Source organism: Pseudomonas sp. BGI-2, from assembly GCF_004310295.1.
Taxonomy (GTDB): domain Bacteria; phylum Pseudomonadota; class Gammaproteobacteria; order Pseudomonadales; family Pseudomonadaceae; genus Aquipseudomonas.
Window position 1 is genome coordinate 32,807 of the sequence record NZ_SISB01000048.1, and the last position, 16,203, is coordinate 49,009.

Below are 16,203 nucleotides of genomic sequence, written 5' to 3' on the forward strand. Positions count from 1 at the left end.
CTAGAAGTGAGCAAACAATGATTAAAAAGTACTTTGCAGCACTCTCCGCCACCGCACTGATTGGCGTTGCGCCTTATACATTGGCAGCTTCGAGCACTGATTTGACGGTGACTGGCGTTATCACGCCAGCGGCGTGCACGCCAACGCTTTCCGGTGGAGGGATCGTCGATCATGGCAAGCTTTCAGCCAAAGACCTGCATCAGGACAAAGGCACGTTCCTGCCTTACGAGACATTGCAGCTAGCCGTGAGCTGTGACGCAGCGACCGCGTTCAGGCTGTCGCCGACCGATAACAAATTGGGCATGGGTGATGGTACAAATTCATTCGGCCTAAGCTCTATCAATGACAATCAGCGGGTCGGCAGTTTCGACGTACGAATCATTGCACCAATGGCGGATGGTGTTGCCGTACAGCCGTTGTGGTCCCCCAACAATGGAGGTTCCTGGAGCACAGTCCCCTTCATGAGCCATAAAAACCTCTCGGCGTTCGGTGCTGTAGGCGGCCCGAACACGCCGATTGCCGTGAAGGATCTACTGACAGACCTTAGGGTCGAGACCGCAATTGCTCGCGCCGACTCACTGGACCTGACCAGCGACGTCGTGCTCGACGGCTCGGTCACTATCACTATCGACTACCCGTAACACCGTAGCCGACCTTGCCCGAGGTCATGCTTCGGGCAAGGACTGATTCCGCTCACCAGACAAAGCGAAACCTGTCCCATGAGAAAGATTCCACACGCTCTGACGATGGCGATCATCGTCCTGACTTCGCCGCTCACGTTCGCCCTCTCGTCGACGGACCTGAAGGTCACAGGCCTCATCACGCCGAACGCTTGCACACCGAATCTGTCCAACAACGGCTTCGTCGACTACGGAAAAATTTCCCGGCAGGACCTCAGCGTCGACAAACGCACGCGACTGCGCGACCAGATGCTCGACCTCAATATTCAGTGCAATGCCCCTGTGCGTTTTGCCCTGCTGATGCGCGACAACCGCGACGGCTCGGCAATCGTCAACAGCGAGATCTACTACGGCCTGAACCTCGACCACAGCAACAATAAAATCGGTTTGTATTCGCTCAACTTCGATCCGGCCAGCACCGTGGTGGACGACTTGACGCAGGTCTATCGAACCGACTCCACCACGGGCGGCAAAGCCTGGAGTTCGTCGAACCGCCAGGTCATTCCGATTGGCGCCAAAAGCTATCTCGGCTTTACCGACAGTGCAGGCAGCAGCGCCGGCCCGATTGCCATCCGTACTCTGACCAGCCGGGTGACGGTCGAAACGGTCATCGCGCCCACCTCCGAGCTGGACCTGAGCGCCGAGGTGCAACTCGACGGTTCGGCGACGCTGGATGTTGTTTACTTGTAGTCAGACCTTTTCGCTGACCACCTGCACGTACAGCGAACGCCCGGCGCCCAGGCCGGCGATGATTGCGCCGAGACCGATCACGCCGAAGATCCAGCCTAGCGCCGTCCAGCCGCCGGTCCAGTCGTGCACGATACCCACCGCGAACGGCCCCATCGACGCCAAAGTGTAACCGAAGCCCTGGGCCATGCTCGACAGGTTGGCCGCCACATGGGAATCGCGCGAGCGCAGCACGATCAGGGTCAGCGCCAGACTGAACGCACCGCCCTGCCCCAGGCCGAGCAGAATCGCCCAGCCCCACAGGCCTTCGATCGGTGCGTAAAGACAGCCGAACAAGCCTCCAAGGGTCAGCAACATGACCACGACGATCGCCAGCCGTTGATCCTTGCCGCGAGTCGCCAGCCAGGGCGCCGCCAGTGAACTGGCCAACTGCACGATCACCGAACCGGAGAGGACCAGACCAGCCTGGGTCGGGGTCAGGCCGCGACCGATTAGGATCGATGGCAACCATCCAAACACGATGTACGCCAGCGATGATTGCAGGCCCATGTACAACGTTACTTGCCAAGCCAGCGGATCACGCAACAGGCCGCGAACCCGATACGCAACGTTATGTGCGCCGTGTTTCTGGCCGACTTGCGGCAACCAGAAAATCGCCGCGACCAGCGCCGGCACCACCCAGAAACCGAGGCCCAAGGCCCAGCGCTTGTCGAAATGCTCGCTCAACGGCACCGTCGCACCCGCCGCCATCGCCGCGCCCAGGCATAGGGCCATGGTGTAGACGCCGGTCATGGTCCCGGCCTGTTTCGGGAAGTCGCGCTTGACGATACCCGGCAACAAAACGCCGATCACACCGATGCTCGCGCCGGCCAGCACACTGCCGGCAAACAGGCCGATCTCACCGAACGAACTGCGCAGGATGATCCCGCCGGCCAGCATCAGCAGAATGCCCAACACCACGCGCTCGGCGCCAAAACGTCGCGCCAGCAGGGGCGCCAGCGGAGCGAACAAGCCCAGGCACAGCACCGGCAACGTCGTCAGCAACCCGGCCTGGGCCGCCGACAAACCTAGGGTCTTCGAGACCTCGCTGAGCATCGGCGCCATGCTCGACAGCGCCGGGCGCAGGTTTAGCGCCACCAGAATCAGCCCCAGCAACAACAGCCACGGCCGACGCAGGATCGGGTGACTTTGCTGGACTTCTTCGTCATCGGCCTCGGCGTCGATCAGCAGCTCTTCGAGTTCTGCTGTGCGCTTGGGTTGAGTGGTGTTGTGGCTGGACATGGCATTCTCGGTTTCAAGGTTCATTGATCAACTGCCTCGACAGGGCTTTGGCCCGTTCCGGGTCGCGTTGCTCGACGGCATCAAGCAGTTCGATATGAAGGTCGAACACCTCTTGGCGTCGCGGGGTGATGTTCAGGGTCTGGCGCAAATGCGCGCCGACGATGCTGGAGAAATAGCGATACAGCTCGCTGAGTGTCGGGTTGTGCGCGGCATCCACCAGACGGCGGTGGAACACCATATCGCAGGCGATGTAGCTGTCGAGATCGCCGTGGTAGTGGCTGCCGCTGACGCCCAGCGCTTCGCGCAATGCCACCAGGTCCTCGTCAGTTCTGCGCAGGGCAGCGAGGCCGATGGCCTCGACTTCAAGGATGTGTCGGGTCTCGCGGGCCTGTTCATGGGAGCAGCGCGACAAGGCTTTCATCGTGTCCAGCGGATCGATCACCGCCCGCAAGTAACTGCCGTCTCCCTGACGAATTTCGATCAGCCCGGAAAACGCCAATACGCGCATGGCTTCGCGCACGGTGTTGCGGCTGATGCCCAACTCGGCGGACAGCTCTGGCTCGGTGGGTAAGCGTTGGCCGACCTGCCATGCGCCGTTGTTGATGCGCTGGCGCAGTTGATCCAGCGCCTGATCGACCAAGGAACGTTTAACGAGTGGAGAGATGTCTGACATAGGATTCGCCCTTTCATCCAATCATAGGATGAATTTTCTGACATGTTAGTCAGCTTCCTCCGACAGGGCAACCTCTCATAGCGATACGAGCAACCATCCCTGTGGGAGCGGGCTTGCTCGCGAAGAGGGAGTGGTCAGCCAACACATAGGTGTCTGATACATCGCTTTCGTCGGAGCGCCGCCCGGAGCAAGCCCGCTCCCACAGGAATCTTGGCAACACGCGCAATGAAATCGCAGGCAAAAATAAACCCGGAACACTGTCCGGGTTTATTTCACTGCCAAGCGTCAATCAATGCAGGATCTGGCTCAGGAACAGCTTCGTCCGCTCATTCTGCGGGTTATCGAAGAAGTCGTTCGGCGCAGCCTGCTCGACGATTTCACCCTTGTCCATGAAGATCACGCGATTGGCCACGGTGCGGGCGAAGCCCATTTCGTGAGTCACGCAGAGCATGGTCATGCCGTCTTCGGCCAAGCCGATCATGGTGTCCAGAACCTCTTTCACCATCTCAGGATCGAGAGCCGAAGTCGGTTCATCGAACAGCATGATTTTCGGTTTCATGCACAAGGCACGGGCAATCGCTACACGCTGTTGCTGACCGCCGGACAGTTGCCCCGGGAATTTATGCGCCTGCTCCGGAATGCGTACGCGCTCCAGATAATGCATGGCGATTTCTTCGGCCTGGCGCTTGGGCATCTTGCGCACCCACATCGGCGCCAGCGTGCAGTTTTGCAGGATGGTCAGGTGCGGGAACAGGTTGAAGTGCTGGAACACCATGCCGACTTCACGGCGGACCGATTCGATCTGCTTGAGGTCGTTGGTCAGTTCCACGCCATCGACCACGATGCGACCTTGCTGGTGTTCTTCCAGACGGTTGAGGCAACGAATGGTCGTCGACTTGCCGGAACCCGACGGGCCGCACAGCACGATACGCTCGCCCTGCTTGACGTTCAGGTTGATGTCTTTCAGCACGTGGAACTGGCCATACCACTTGTTCACGCCCTGCATCTGAATAATGCCTTCAGGGCTCACAGACTTTTTGATTGCTTCGCTCATTACAGAACTCCTAACGCTTGTGGCCAGTGTCGAGCTTGCGTTCCAGATGCATGGAATAGCGCGACATACCAAAACAGAAAATCCAGAACACCAGGGCCGCGAACACATAGCCTTCAGTGGCCATGCCCAACCATTTCGGGTCGGCGGCGGCTTGTTTGACGCTGTTGAGCAGGTCGAACAGGCCGATGATGATCACCAGGCTCGTGTCCTTGAACAGCGCAATGAAGGTGTTGACGATGCCGGGGATTACCATCTTCAGGGCTTGCGGCAGAATCACCAGGCCCATGCTGCGCCAGTAACCGAGGCCCATCGCTGCAGCCGCTTCGTACTGACCTTTGGGAATCGCTTGCAGACCGCCACGCACCACTTCGGCCACGTAAGCCGACTGGAACAGGATCACGCCGATCAGCGCCCGCAGCAGTTTGTCGAAGTTCATGCCCTCTGGCAGGAACAACGGCAGCATCACCGAGGACATGAACAGCACCGTGATCAACGGCACGCCGCGCCAGAATTCGATGAAGGTCACGCAGACCACCCGAATCGCCGGCATGTTCGAACGACGGCCCAGCGCCAAAACGATACCCAGCGGCAGAGCGCCGGCAATACCGACGGTGGCGATCACCAGGGTTAGCATCAGGCCGCCCCATTGGCTGGTCGCCACCTGGGTCAAGCCGAAAACGCCGCCATGCAACAGGCACCAGGCAATGATCGGGTACAGCACCAGGAAGCTCAGCCCGTACACCGCTTTACGCGGGAAGCGCGAGATGAACAGCGGTGCCACGCCAATGACCGCCAGCCACACGGTCAGGTCCACGCGCCAGCGTAGATCCACCGGGTAGTAGCCGTACATGAACTGGCCGAAGCGCTGCTGGATGAACACCCAGCAGGCGCCCTCCTTAGTGCAGTCGGCCTGGCTGGTGCCGACCCAGTTGGCATCGAGGATCGCCCAACTCAGGATCGGCGGCACCACCAGGTAGATCAGATAGAACGCGAACAGGGTCAGCAGGGTGTTGAGCCAGCTGGAGAACATGTTGGCGCGCATCCACGCCACGACACCGATGCTGCGGCTCGGGGGTGGCATGTCAGGTTTGAAAGTATGAGTACTCATGCGCTTTTCCTTACCGCTCGATCAGCGCAATGCGCTTGTTGTACCAGTTCATCAGCAGGGAAATGCTGATACTGATCGCCAGGTACACGCTCATGGTGATGGCAATCACCTCGATCGCCTGCCCGGTCTGGTTCAGCACCGTACCGGCAAACAACGAGACCATTTCCGGATAACCGATACCGGCTGCCAGCGAGGAGTTCTTCGCCAGGTTCAGGTATTGGCTGGTCAGCGGTGGAATGATCACGCGCAGGGCTTGCGGGATGATCACCTTGCGCAGGGTCGGACCGTTGCGCAAACCCAACGAGTGCGCCGCTTCGGTCTGGCCGTGGCTGACCGACTTGATGCCCGAACGCACGATCTCGGCGATAAACGCCGCGGTGTACACGGTCAGGGCCAGGGTCAGCGCCAGCAGTTCCGGGATCAGCACCCAGCCACCGACAAAGTTGAAGCCCTTGAGCTCCGGCATTTCCCAATGCACGGGGGCGCCGAAGATCAGCGCACACAGCACCGGGATCACCAGCAACAGCGCCAGGCCGGTCCAGAACTTGCGGAACGGAACGCCGGTGGCTTCGAAGCGTTTGTTGGCCCAGCGGCACATCAGCACGATGGCGACGATGGCCACGACGACGCCGACCACAAACGGCCAGAAACCGTCCGCCGCCAACGCTGCGGGCATATTCAGGCCGCGGCTGCTGACGAAGAAGGTGTCGCCGAAGTTATGGCTGTTGCGTGGCCCTGGCATGGTCAGGAACACCGCGAAGTACCAGAACAGGATTTGCAGCAGCGGCGGAATGTTGCGGAAGACTTCCACATAAACAGTCGCCAGCTTGGCAATGATCCAGTTCTTCGACAGCCGTGACACACCGACGATGAACCCGAGGATCGTCGCCAGGATCACGCCGATGAAGGTCACCAACAGTGTGTTGAGCAAGCCGATGACAAACACCCGGGCATAACTGTCCGATTCGGTGTAGTCGATCAGGTGTTGAGCGATGCCGAAACCGGCACTGCGCTCCAGAAAGCTGAAGCCGGAGGTAATGCCCCGGTGCTCAAGGTTGGTCTGCGTGTTATCGAACAGATACCAGCCCATCGAGACCACCGCCACAATGGTGATGATCTGAAATAGCCACGCACGCACTTTCGGATCGCTGAGGCTGAGCCTCTGCTTTGGTGCGCCGATTGAATTTTGCATGAAGTGCCCCGCAAATAATGGAACAGAACATCACCCGGCGGTTGGCCCGCCGGGTGATAGATCCATCAGCGCACTGGTGGTGCGTATTGAATGCCGCCGTTGTTCCACAGAGCGTTCAGCCCGCGGTCAATGGCCAATGGAGTGCCCTTGCCGAGGTTTTTCTCGAACACTTCACCGTAGTTACCCACTTGTTTGACGATCTGAACGACCCAGTCCTTCTTCACTTTCAGGTCTTTGCCGTATTCACCGTCAGCGCCCAGCAGACGAGCAACGTCCGGGTTCTTAGTGGCTTTGGCTTCAGCTTCAACGTTTGTCTGGGTGATGCCCATCTCTTCAGCGTTGAGCATCGCGAACAGGGTCCACTTGACGATGCTGAACCACTCTTCGTCGCCTTTACGCACGACCGGGCCCAGAGGCTCCTTGGAGATGGTTTCCGGCAGAACGACGTAGTCGGTCGGGGTCGCCAGCTTGCTGCGTTGTGCGTAGAGCTGGGATTTGTCGGAGGTCAGCACGTCGCAACGACCGGATTCCAGCGACTTGGCGCTTTCATCGGAGGTGTCGAAAGTGATCGGGGTGTATTTCAGACCGTTACCGCGGAAGTAGTCGGAAACGTTCAGCTCAGTGGTGGTACCGGCTTGAATGCAGATGGTCGCGCCGTCGAGCTCTTTAGCGCTTTTCACACCCAGCTTGTTGTTCACCAGGAAGCCGATGCCGTCGTAGTAAGTCACGCCGGCAAACACCAGGCCCATGCCCGAATCGCGGGAGCTGGTCCAGGTAGTGTTACGCGACAGCACGTCGATTTCACCGGACTGCAGCGCGGTGAAGCGCTCTTTGGCGTTCAGCTGGCTGAATTTGACCTTGGTCGCGTCGCCGAATACGGCAGCGGCCACAGCGCGGCAGACGTCAGCATCGATACCGATGATCTTGCCAGTGGAGTCCGGAACCGAGAAGCCCGGCAGACCGTCACTTACACCGCACTGTACGAAACCTTTCTTCTGCACTGCATCCAGGGTTGCACCCGCCTGAGCGAACCCGCTGACACCTAGTACTGCGGCTGTAGTCACGATGGCCAGGGTGGATTTCAACATCTTCATTCAAACCTCCAGTTTTGCTTTTGTTGTGTCGGAGCTTGAGTCCTGTCGCACCCTTATGAGGCGTAGTCGACCCGTGTTGGCTTTTTTTGGGGTCAACCGACGTAGGACCTGCGCTATGAGTCTAGTAGGAGAAAATCCAAATCATGGACCACTCACTTCTCACCAATCGGCCGAACGGGCTGTAGCCCTTTCACGTTCGCGAAGCCCGTAGCGGCCACTGGCGAACATCCATCACCGGATTCTTTGCTATCCCACCAACCACAATGGCCTGATAGTGTTACCGACAGGCGTGGGATTTCAGTACAGGCTTTCCTATAGCAAAGCCCGTACCAGACCGCTCGCCGAAGCCGTTCGGCGACAGGTCAATAGCAAAACTTGTAGCCTTGCGACATCTTCTTAACGGATCAACCAGACCCGCACTCACCTCTCGCACTCAATGAGAGCGCACGCACAAAATTGGAGCAGCCATGACCGAGCCCTTGATTCTTCAACCCGTCAAGCCCGCAGACGCCTGCGTTATATGGCTGCACGGCCTGGGCGCTGACCGCTACGACTTCCTGCCCGTGGCCGAAGCCTTGCAGGAAAGCCTGCTGACCACCCGCTTCGTTCTTCCCCAGGCACCGACCCGCGCCGTCACCATCAACGGCGGTTACAAGATGCCGAGCTGGTACGACATATTGGCCATGAGCCCCGCGCGCGCAATCAGTCGCGAGCAGCTGGAGGCGTCGGCGCAACGAGTGTTTGATTTGATCGAAGAACAGCGATCCAGCGGAATAGACGCCTCGCGGATTTTTCTCGCAGGTTTTTCCCAAGGTGGCGCCGTCGTGTTGCACACCGCATTTCTGAAATGGCAGGGACCGCTGGGTGGCGTACTTGCCCTCTCCACGTATGCGCCGACCTTCAGTGATGAACTCGAGCTTTCCGCCAGCCAGCAGCGCATTCCCGTGCTGTCTTTACACGGCCAGTACGATGATGTCGTTCAAAACTCCATGGGCCGCACCGCCTATGAGTTTTTAAAGCAGCGTGGTGTCACCGTGACATGGCAGGAATACCCAATGGGCCACGAAGTGTTACCCGAAGAAATTCGCGACATCGGCGTCTGGCTGGCAGAGCGTTTACGCTAAAAGCTACCCATTGATCCATCCCCCTACGCCGCGCCCGATTCTTGCATTACACTGGCCGGCGTATATTCCTTAACCAATCGATGAGATGACCGTGCTCAAAGCACTCAAAAAAATGTTCGGTAAAAGCGAGACTGAGCAGCTCGCGCCAGTTCCCAGCGCTCCGTCTCACATCCCCAGCCACCGCACCGACGGTAATCAGCCTGGCCGGACCGCAACCGTAGCGGCACCGAAGCACGAACCGATGGCCACACCGGCCGCCCAACCTGTCGAGACTTTTACCGCCGAGCCCCCGAGCAGCGAAACGCCGAAACCTGCAAAACCGCGTCGCGAACCGAAACCGAAAGCGCCGGTCATTCCCTGGAAACTCGAAGACTTTGCCGTCGAACCTCAGGAAGGCAAAACCCGTTTCCACGATTTCAAACTCGCCCCGGAACTGATGCACGCCATCCAGGACCTGGGCTTCCCGTATTGCACGCCGATCCAGGCGCAAGTGCTGGGCTTCACCCTCGCGGGCAAAGACGCCATCGGTCGCGCCCAGACCGGCACCGGCAAAACCGCTGCGTTCCTGATCTCGATCATTACGCAACTGCTGGAAACCCCGCCACCCAAGGAACGCTACATGGGTGAACCGCGGGCACTGATCATCGCGCCGACCCGCGAACTGGTGGTGCAGATCGCCAAGGATGCCGCCGACCTGACCAAGTACACCGGCCTCAATGTCATGACGTTTGTCGGCGGCATGGACTTCGACAAGCAGCTCAAGCACCTCGAAGCCCGTCACTGCGACATTCTCGTGGCCACTCCGGGCCGCCTGCTCGACTTCAACCAGCGCGGCGACGTGCACCTGGACATGGTCGAAGTCATGGTCCTGGACGAAGCCGACCGGATGCTCGACATGGGTTTCATCCCACAAGTGCGTCAGATCATTCGCCAGACTCCGCCGAAGGACGAGCGTCAGACGCTGCTGTTCTCCGCGACCTTCACCGAAGACGTGATGAACCTGGCCAAGCAATGGACCACCGACCCGTCGATCGTCGAGATCGAGTCGCAGAACGTGGCCAGCGAAAACGTCGAGCAACACATTTACGCCGTGGCCGGTGCCGACAAATACAAACTGCTCTACAACCTGGTCAACGACAACGGTTGGGAACGGGTGATGGTCTTCGCCAACCGCAAGGATGAAGTGCGACGCATCGAAGAGCGCCTGGTGCGCGACGGCGTCAACGCTGCGCAGCTGTCCGGCGATGTCCCGCAGCACAAGCGCATCAAGACCCTGGAAGGTTTCCGTGAAGGCAAGATCCGCGTGCTGGTCGCCACTGATGTGGCTGGTCGCGGCATCCACATCGACGGCATCAGCCATGTGATCAACTTCACCTTGCCGGAAGTCCCGGACGATTACGTGCACCGCATCGGTCGTACCGGTCGTGCCGGCGCGGATGGCGTGTCCATCAGCTTCGCGGGTGAAGATGACTCCTACCAGCTACCGTCTATCGAGGCGTTGCTGGGTCGGAAAATCAGCTGTGAAACACCGCCGACGCATCTACTGCGGGCGGTCGAGCGTAAGCGCCCGTAACTCGGGCCTTACTGAAAAGGGCGCAGCCGGAAACGGACTGCGCTTTTTTTTCGTCTCGATATTGCTCAACAGAACCAAAAGTCCATAATGGACAAATTAGTTTAATTGCAGCACTCGGAGCCGACCATGTCCAGTACGCCTTACGTGATCACCCAATCCCAGGCCCGCGAGCTGCTGGCACAGGTCGACGTGCCGCAGATCCTGCGCAAGCTGTTCCGTGATCTGGCCGCCGGGCAAGCAGTGCAACCGGCGCAGCAGTTGGTGGAATTCCCTCAGGGCGCTGGCGACTTCATTAACTACCTGGGCGTGCTGGCTGAGGATGGCGTCTACGGCGTCAAGACTTCGCCTTACATCGTGCGCGAGCAAGGCGCGTTGGTAACCGCCTGGACGTTGTTGATGTCGATGCAGACCGGCCAACCGTTGCTGCTGTGCGATGCCGGTGAACTGACCACCGCACGCACGGCCGCGACCACCGCCGTCGCCGTCGATGCCCTCGCCCCGCTGAAGGCCCGGCGCCTGGCGATTATCGGCAGCGGCAAGGTCGCTCAGGCACACCTGCATTACGTTAAAGGTCTGCGTGACTGGCAGAGCATCAGCCTCTACTCGCCGAGCCTGAGCGATAAAAATCCTGAAACGCTGGCACAGCTCAAAAGCCTCGATCCACGCCTGACCATCACCGACAGTCGCGAAGCAGCGATTCAGGACGCCGACGTGATCATGCTCTGCACTTCGTCCGCAGGGCCGGTGATCGATCCGTCAAGCTTGCGCAAACCGGCGCTGATCACCTCCATCAGCACCAACGCCCCGCGCGCCCATGAAGTACCGCCGCAGAGCCTCAATGACATGCAGGTGTTCTGCGACTATCGTCTGACCACTCCGGGCTCGGCGGGCGAAATGCTGATTGCCGGTGAGCAACATGGCTGGGACAAGAACGCGATCGTTGGCGACCTGCCCGACTTGCTCAGCGGCAAGGTGCAGCGTCCTGACTACAACCGTCACGTGTTCTTCCGCTCCATCGGCCTGGGCCTGGAAGATATCGCACTGGCCAATGCCATCTACCGCCTACAGCACTAACACCACAAACCCTTGTAGGAGCGAGGCTTGCCCGCGAAGGCGGTGTGTCAGTAAACATAAATCTAGACTGGTACACCGCCTTCGCGGGCAAGTCGGATCGCCGCCCGCTCGCTCCTACAGGGGTCATCTACACATTCGGCATTTGCGCCCCATCAGGAGACGTTCATGAGCCAGGCAGATTTCATCATCATCGGCGGCGGGATTGCCGGCGCTTCCACCGGTTTCTGGCTGTCGCAGCACGCCCGGGTGATCGTGCTCGAACGCGAATCCCATCCGGCCTATCACTCCACCGGACGCTCCGCCGCCCTGTATACCGCGGCCTATGGCACACCGCAGGTTCGCGCGCTGACCCAGGCCAGCCGCGACTTCTTCGACGCGCCGCCCACCGGTTTTTGCGAACACCCGCTGCTGACCCCGCGCGGCGAGATGACCGTGGACTTCACCGGCGACCCGACCGAGCTGAACAATCAATACCTGAGCGCCAAGGCCACGGTGTCGGAGATGCAACTGCTCAGTGCCGACGAAGCCTGTGCACGCCTGCCAATCCTGCGCCGGGAAAAAGTCCACGGCGCGATCTACGACCCGACTGCCAGCGACATCGACACCGATGCCCTGCACCAGGGTTACCTGCGCGGCATCCGTCGCAATAAAAGCGAAGTCCATACCGACAGCGAAGTGTTGAGCCTGACCCGTACTGCCGAAGGCCTGTGGCAGGTTCAAACCAACGGTCAGACCTTCAGCGCGCCGACCATCATCAACGCTGCGGGCGCCTGGGCCGACAAGATCGGTGAACTGGCCGGCGCCAAACCGCTGGGCCTGCAACCGAAACGTCGCGCGGCGTTCATTTTCGCCGGCCCCGAGGGCGTGGACATCCACCATTGGCCGATGCTGGTCAGCCTCGACGAATCTTTCTACATGAAACCCGACGCGGGGATGTTCCTCGGCTCGCCGGCCAACGCCGACCCGGTCGAGCCCCACGACGTGCAGCCCGAAGAGCTGGACATTGCGATGGGCATCTACCAGATCGAAGAAGCCACCACGCTGACCATCCGCCGCCCGACCCGCACCTGGGCCGGCCTGCGCAGCTTCGTGGCTGACGGCGATCTGATCTGCGGCTTCGATCAACACGTGCCCGGGCTGTTCTGGGTCGCGGCACAGGGCGGCTACGGCATCCAGACATCACCCGCCATGGGCTTGGCCGGCGCAGCGCTGGTGCGCGGTGAAGCCTTGCCCGAACAGCTCAGCCGTTTCGGCCTGGACGCCGAAATGCTCTCCCCCGCTCGCCTGAGCTGATTTTCGTCCTGAGGTGACGTGTCGACACGATTGCGGCAAACTTCCAGCGCCCTTTTTTGCAGGGCGCTGACGCTGCTTGGAGCTCCACTGTATGAACGCACCTGAAAAAGACCCGGCTGTGGATAACGCCTCTCTGGATAACTACCGCGCGATCGCCGATGCGATCGCAACGCTGTTCTTCCCCCATGCCGAAGTGGTGCTGCACGACCTGCGCACGCAAAAAGTCGATTACATCGCCAACAACCTGTCCAAGCGGGAAATAGGTGACGACTCGGCGCTGGAGGACATGCTCAGCGACGACGTCAGCGAACGAAACATCGGGCCGTACGAAAAGCTCAATTGGGATGGCCAGAAGATTCGCAGTCTGAGCAGTGTCTTGCGCGACAGCGACGGCCATCCGCTGGCGGTGCTGTGCATCAACCTGAACATTTCGCTGTTCGAAAATGCCAAGGCTGCGCTGGATCTGTTCCTCTCACCAAGCAAGCTGATTCCGCAGCCGGACTCACTGTTTCGCGATGACTGGCAGGAGCGAATCAATACCTTTCTGCACGCTTGGCTGCGCGAACGTCAGCTGAGCCTGAACCTGCTGACGCGCGATCACAAACGCGAACTGGTGCTGGCGCTGCACGCCGAAGGGGCTTTCAAAGGCAAAAGCGCTTCGAACTATGTGGCCAATGTGCTGAACATGGGGCGGGCGACTGTTTACAAGCATTTGAAGGAATTGAAGGGCTGAACCCTGGTAGATGTGTTGTTTGATCGGGCCTCTTCGCGGGCAAGCCTCGCTCCTACAGGGGAACGCGTTTCTCTGTAGGAGCGAGGCTTGCCCGCGAAGGCGATTTATCAGTCGCCGTAGATGTCGGATTTGAAATACTTATCCGAAATCTTCTGATACTCGCCACTCGCGCGAATACCATCGATGGCCGTGTTCAGTTCAGCGACCAACTCACTGTTACCCTTGCGCACCGCAATCCCGGCGCCCTCGCCCACGTACTTCGGATCCTTGAGCTCCGGCCCGGTAAAGGCATAGCCCTTGCCACGCGGCATTGCCAGGAAGTCACTCAGCGGAATGGTGTCGGCAAAAATGGCATCGAGGCGACCGGCTGCCAGGTCCATGTAGATTTCTTCGTTGTTGCCGTAACGCTTGACGTTGATGCCCTTCGGTTCAAAAACCTCGGTGGCGTAACGGTCGGTGGTGGTTGCACGCTGCACACCGACAGTCTTGCCCTTGAGGCTGGCGTACTGGTCATCAACTGCCGCACCTTCCTTCATCACCAGACGCGATGAGGTGAAGTAGTACTTGTGGGTGAAGTCCACCGACTTCTTGCGGTCTTCGTTGATGGTCATGGACGACAGCGCCATGTCGATTTTCTTCACTTTCAGGGAAGGAATCAGACCGTCGAATTCGCCTTCGACCCACACACACTTGACCTTCATCTGCGCGCACAAGGCGTTGCCGATGTCGTAGTCGAAACCGACGATCTCGCCTTTTTCGGTCTTGGACGCGAAGGGCGGGTAAGCGGCTTCGATACCGATACGCAGGGTTTTGTCGGCGGCGAACAGCGTACTGCACGCCAACAAGCTCAGCGCCAGACCGGTGAGGAGGGGGAATTTCTTCATGTTCATTTTCTCGCGGGTTGTTGTTGGTTTGGCAAGACAGAAGAAAGAGCTGAAACGGGGAAAAGCCTTTTTTGTACTTGTAATTCCATACTGGACTTTTATGTATAAGTCGTCAATCGGGGCGATGGCCAACGGTCGGGTGGTGTGTCAGGAAGATATTGGAGGATGCAATGGCCTCTTCGCGGGCAAGCCTCGCTCCTACGGGTTTTGTGTCGTATGCACGTTTTGTGAACAACACAAAATCTGTAGGAGCGAGGCTTGCCCGCGTAGGTGTACTTGCAGACACCGCAGGAATCAATGCTTCCAGCGATCCGCCGCCGCATGATCACTGGCACGCCCTTCCACCCAACGCGGCCCGTCACTGGTGTTTTCCTTCTTCCAGAACGGCGCACGGGTTTTCAGGTAGTCCATGACAAAGGCGCAGGCGTCGAACGCCGCCTGGCGGTGGGCGCTGGCGGCGCCGACGAAGACGATCGGTTCGCCCGGTTCCAAGGCGCCGATCCGGTGCAGCACTTCAAGCTTGAGCAGCGGCCAGCGCTGTTCGGCCTCAAGGGCGATTTTGCCGAGGGCCTTTTCGGTCATGCCCGGGTAGTGCTCGAGAAACATCCCGGCCACATCGAGTCCGTCATTAAAGTCGCGTACGTAGCCAACGAAACTCACCACAGCGCCGACGCCGACATTGGTGGCGTGCATGGCATTGACTTCAGCACCCGGATCGAAGGCCGTGGATTGCACGCGAATCGCCATGATCAGCCCCCGGTCACGGTCGGAAAGAACGCCACTTCGTCACCCTCAGTCACCGGCTCGTCGAGCTGGCAGAGGTCCTCGTTGCGGGCGCACATCAGGTTCTGCTCGCTCAGTACCTCGGCGCCGTCACGTTGAGCCAGCAGCGCACGCACATCGTCGACCGTGGCGAAATCGCCTTCAACCTTTACCGAATCCACGCCAAGCGCTTCGCGGTAACGGGCAAAAAACTTCACGGTGACGTTCATGGCTGATCTGCCTGGAAATGGCCGCTCTTGCCGCCGAGTTTTTCCAGCAACCGCACGCTTTCGATGGTCATGCCACGGTCCACGGCCTTGCACATGTCATAGATAGTCAGCGCCGCGACGCTAGCGGCGGTCAGGGCTTCCATCTCGACGCCGGTCTGCCCGGACAACTTGCAGCGCGCGACGATGCGCACGGTGTCATCGCCTTCGGCACTGAGCTCGACTTTGACGCCGGTGAGCATCAGCGGATGGCACAGAGGAATCAGATCGCTGGTTTTCTTTGCCGCCTGAATGCCGGCGATGCGCGCCACGGCGAACACATCACCCTTGGGGTGACCGCCGCTGACGATCATCTGCAGGGTTTCGGGCAGCATGCGCACCAGCGCCTGGGCCGTCGCTTCACGGAACGTCACGGCTTTTTCGGTGACGTCGACCATGTTGGCGCGACCTTGGGAATCGAGATGAGTCAGCACAGGGTTACTCCTGATAAGGAGTGTCGATTGTAAACCTGCGGGTCAATTTTCCGCACGTTTGATTATTAAATCGACACACCTCCTGTAGGAGCGAGGCTTGCCCGCGAAAGCGATGTATCAGTCACATTGATGTCGGATGTGACGCCGTCTTCGCGGGCAAGCCTTAATGCCAGTCAGTTAAGAAATTGACTTGCCCGCCCAGCAGTAATAGAAACGGGCTTATGTTTTTATGAGCCCGCTTCATGTCCCTACAAAACGCCCTTCAAGAAGTTACCAAACTCAATCCGATCT

The 16,203-nt window shown here is 59.4% G+C and carries 17 protein-coding genes; 7 read left to right on the top strand and 10 right to left on the bottom strand.

The window, feature by feature from the left end:
• Positions 1-17 precede the first annotated feature (17 nt).
• Positions 18-641: a DUF1120 domain-containing protein gene (locus EYC95_RS25800; RefSeq protein ID WP_131062838.1), complete on the top strand. Its 624-nt coding sequence runs from the start codon at positions 18-20 to the stop codon at positions 639-641.
• A 78-nt stretch (positions 642-719) separates the two neighbouring features.
• Positions 720-1,370 carry a DUF1120 domain-containing protein gene (locus EYC95_RS25805; protein ID WP_131062839.1) on the top strand — a complete coding sequence of 217 codons (651 nt, stop codon included), beginning with the start codon at positions 720-722 and terminating at the stop codon, positions 1,368-1,370.
• On the opposite strand, the gene EYC95_RS25810 is transcribed toward EYC95_RS25805, so the two are convergent.
• From EYC95_RS25810 to EYC95_RS25835, 6 genes are all read right to left on the bottom strand, one after another.
• Positions 1,371-2,672 carry a CynX/NimT family MFS transporter gene (locus EYC95_RS25810; protein WP_131062840.1) on the bottom strand — a complete coding sequence of 434 codons (1,302 nt, stop codon included), beginning with the start codon at positions 2,670-2,672 and terminating at the stop codon, positions 1,371-1,373.
• Positions 2,662-3,321, bottom strand: coding sequence for a FadR/GntR family transcriptional regulator (locus EYC95_RS25815; protein ID WP_131062841.1), 660 nt, complete (start codon positions 3,319-3,321; stop codon positions 2,662-2,664). Before EYC95_RS25815 ends, EYC95_RS25810 begins: the two co-directional genes overlap by 11 nt.
• A 289-nt stretch (positions 3,322-3,610) precedes the next feature.
• Positions 3,611-4,375 carry an amino acid ABC transporter ATP-binding protein gene (locus EYC95_RS25820; protein WP_131062842.1) on the bottom strand — a complete coding sequence of 255 codons (765 nt, stop codon included), beginning with the start codon at positions 4,373-4,375 and terminating at the stop codon, positions 3,611-3,613.
• Positions 4,376-4,385: 10 nt separating this feature from the next.
• Positions 4,386-5,483 carry an amino acid ABC transporter permease gene (locus EYC95_RS25825; RefSeq protein WP_131062843.1) on the bottom strand — a complete coding sequence of 366 codons (1,098 nt, stop codon included), beginning with the start codon at positions 5,481-5,483 and terminating at the stop codon, positions 4,386-4,388.
• A gap of 10 nt (positions 5,484-5,493) precedes the next feature.
• Positions 5,494-6,675 (bottom strand): amino acid ABC transporter permease, encoded by a 1,182-nt coding sequence (locus EYC95_RS25830; protein WP_131062844.1) that lies wholly within the window; start codon positions 6,673-6,675, stop codon positions 5,494-5,496.
• A gap of 65 nt (positions 6,676-6,740) precedes the next feature.
• Positions 6,741-7,769 (bottom strand): amino acid ABC transporter substrate-binding protein, encoded by a 1,029-nt coding sequence (locus tag EYC95_RS25835; RefSeq protein WP_131062845.1) that lies wholly within the window; start codon positions 7,767-7,769, stop codon positions 6,741-6,743.
• 467 nt (positions 7,770-8,236) lie between these two features.
• Here EYC95_RS25835 and EYC95_RS25840 point away from each other — a divergent pair, with 467 nt between their 5' ends.
• The 5 genes from EYC95_RS25840 to EYC95_RS25860 all read left to right on the top strand — a co-directional run bounded on the left by EYC95_RS25840 (position 8,237) and on the right by EYC95_RS25860 (position 13,566).
• Positions 8,237-8,893, top strand: coding sequence for an alpha/beta hydrolase (locus EYC95_RS25840; protein ID WP_131062846.1), 657 nt, complete (start codon positions 8,237-8,239; stop codon positions 8,891-8,893).
• Positions 8,894-8,978: 85 nt separating this feature from the next.
• The gene (rhlB, locus tag EYC95_RS25845) at positions 8,979-10,466 is read left to right on the top strand and encodes an ATP-dependent RNA helicase RhlB (protein ID WP_131062847.1); all 1,488 of its coding nucleotides are present in this window, start codon (positions 8,979-8,981) and stop codon (positions 10,464-10,466) included.
• Between the two features lie 126 nt (positions 10,467-10,592).
• Positions 10,593-11,540, top strand: coding sequence for an ornithine cyclodeaminase family protein (locus tag EYC95_RS25850; protein ID WP_131062848.1), 948 nt, complete (start codon positions 10,593-10,595; stop codon positions 11,538-11,540).
• A gap of 165 nt (positions 11,541-11,705) precedes the next feature.
• Complete coding sequence (locus EYC95_RS25855) at positions 11,706-12,833, top strand: FAD-binding oxidoreductase (RefSeq protein ID WP_131062849.1); 1,128 nt, start codon at positions 11,706-11,708, stop codon at positions 12,831-12,833.
• 91 nt (positions 12,834-12,924) lie between these two features.
• Complete coding sequence (locus tag EYC95_RS25860; RefSeq protein ID WP_131062850.1) at positions 12,925-13,566, top strand: transcriptional regulator; 642 nt, start codon at positions 12,925-12,927, stop codon at positions 13,564-13,566.
• Between the two features lie 107 nt (positions 13,567-13,673).
• Here EYC95_RS25860 and EYC95_RS25865 read toward each other — a convergent pair whose 3' ends face one another.
• From EYC95_RS25865 to moaC, 4 genes are all read right to left on the bottom strand, one after another.
• On the bottom strand, positions 13,674-14,450 hold the full coding sequence (locus EYC95_RS25865) for an ABC transporter substrate-binding protein (RefSeq protein ID WP_131062851.1): 777 nt from the start codon (positions 14,448-14,450) through the stop codon (positions 13,674-13,676).
• A 294-nt stretch (positions 14,451-14,744) separates the two neighbouring features.
• Positions 14,745-15,197, bottom strand: coding sequence for a molybdopterin synthase catalytic subunit MoaE (gene moaE / locus EYC95_RS25870; protein WP_131062852.1), 453 nt, complete (start codon positions 15,195-15,197; stop codon positions 14,745-14,747).
• 2 nt (positions 15,198-15,199) lie between these two features.
• Positions 15,200-15,442 (bottom strand): molybdopterin converting factor subunit 1, encoded by a 243-nt coding sequence (moaD, locus tag EYC95_RS25875; RefSeq protein ID WP_131062853.1) that lies wholly within the window; start codon positions 15,440-15,442, stop codon positions 15,200-15,202.
• The gene (gene moaC / locus EYC95_RS25880) at positions 15,439-15,912 is read right to left on the bottom strand and encodes a cyclic pyranopterin monophosphate synthase MoaC (RefSeq protein ID WP_059406245.1); all 474 of its coding nucleotides are present in this window, start codon (positions 15,910-15,912) and stop codon (positions 15,439-15,441) included. Before moaC ends, moaD begins: the two co-directional genes overlap by 4 nt.
• Between the last annotated feature and the right edge of the window lie 291 nt (positions 15,913-16,203).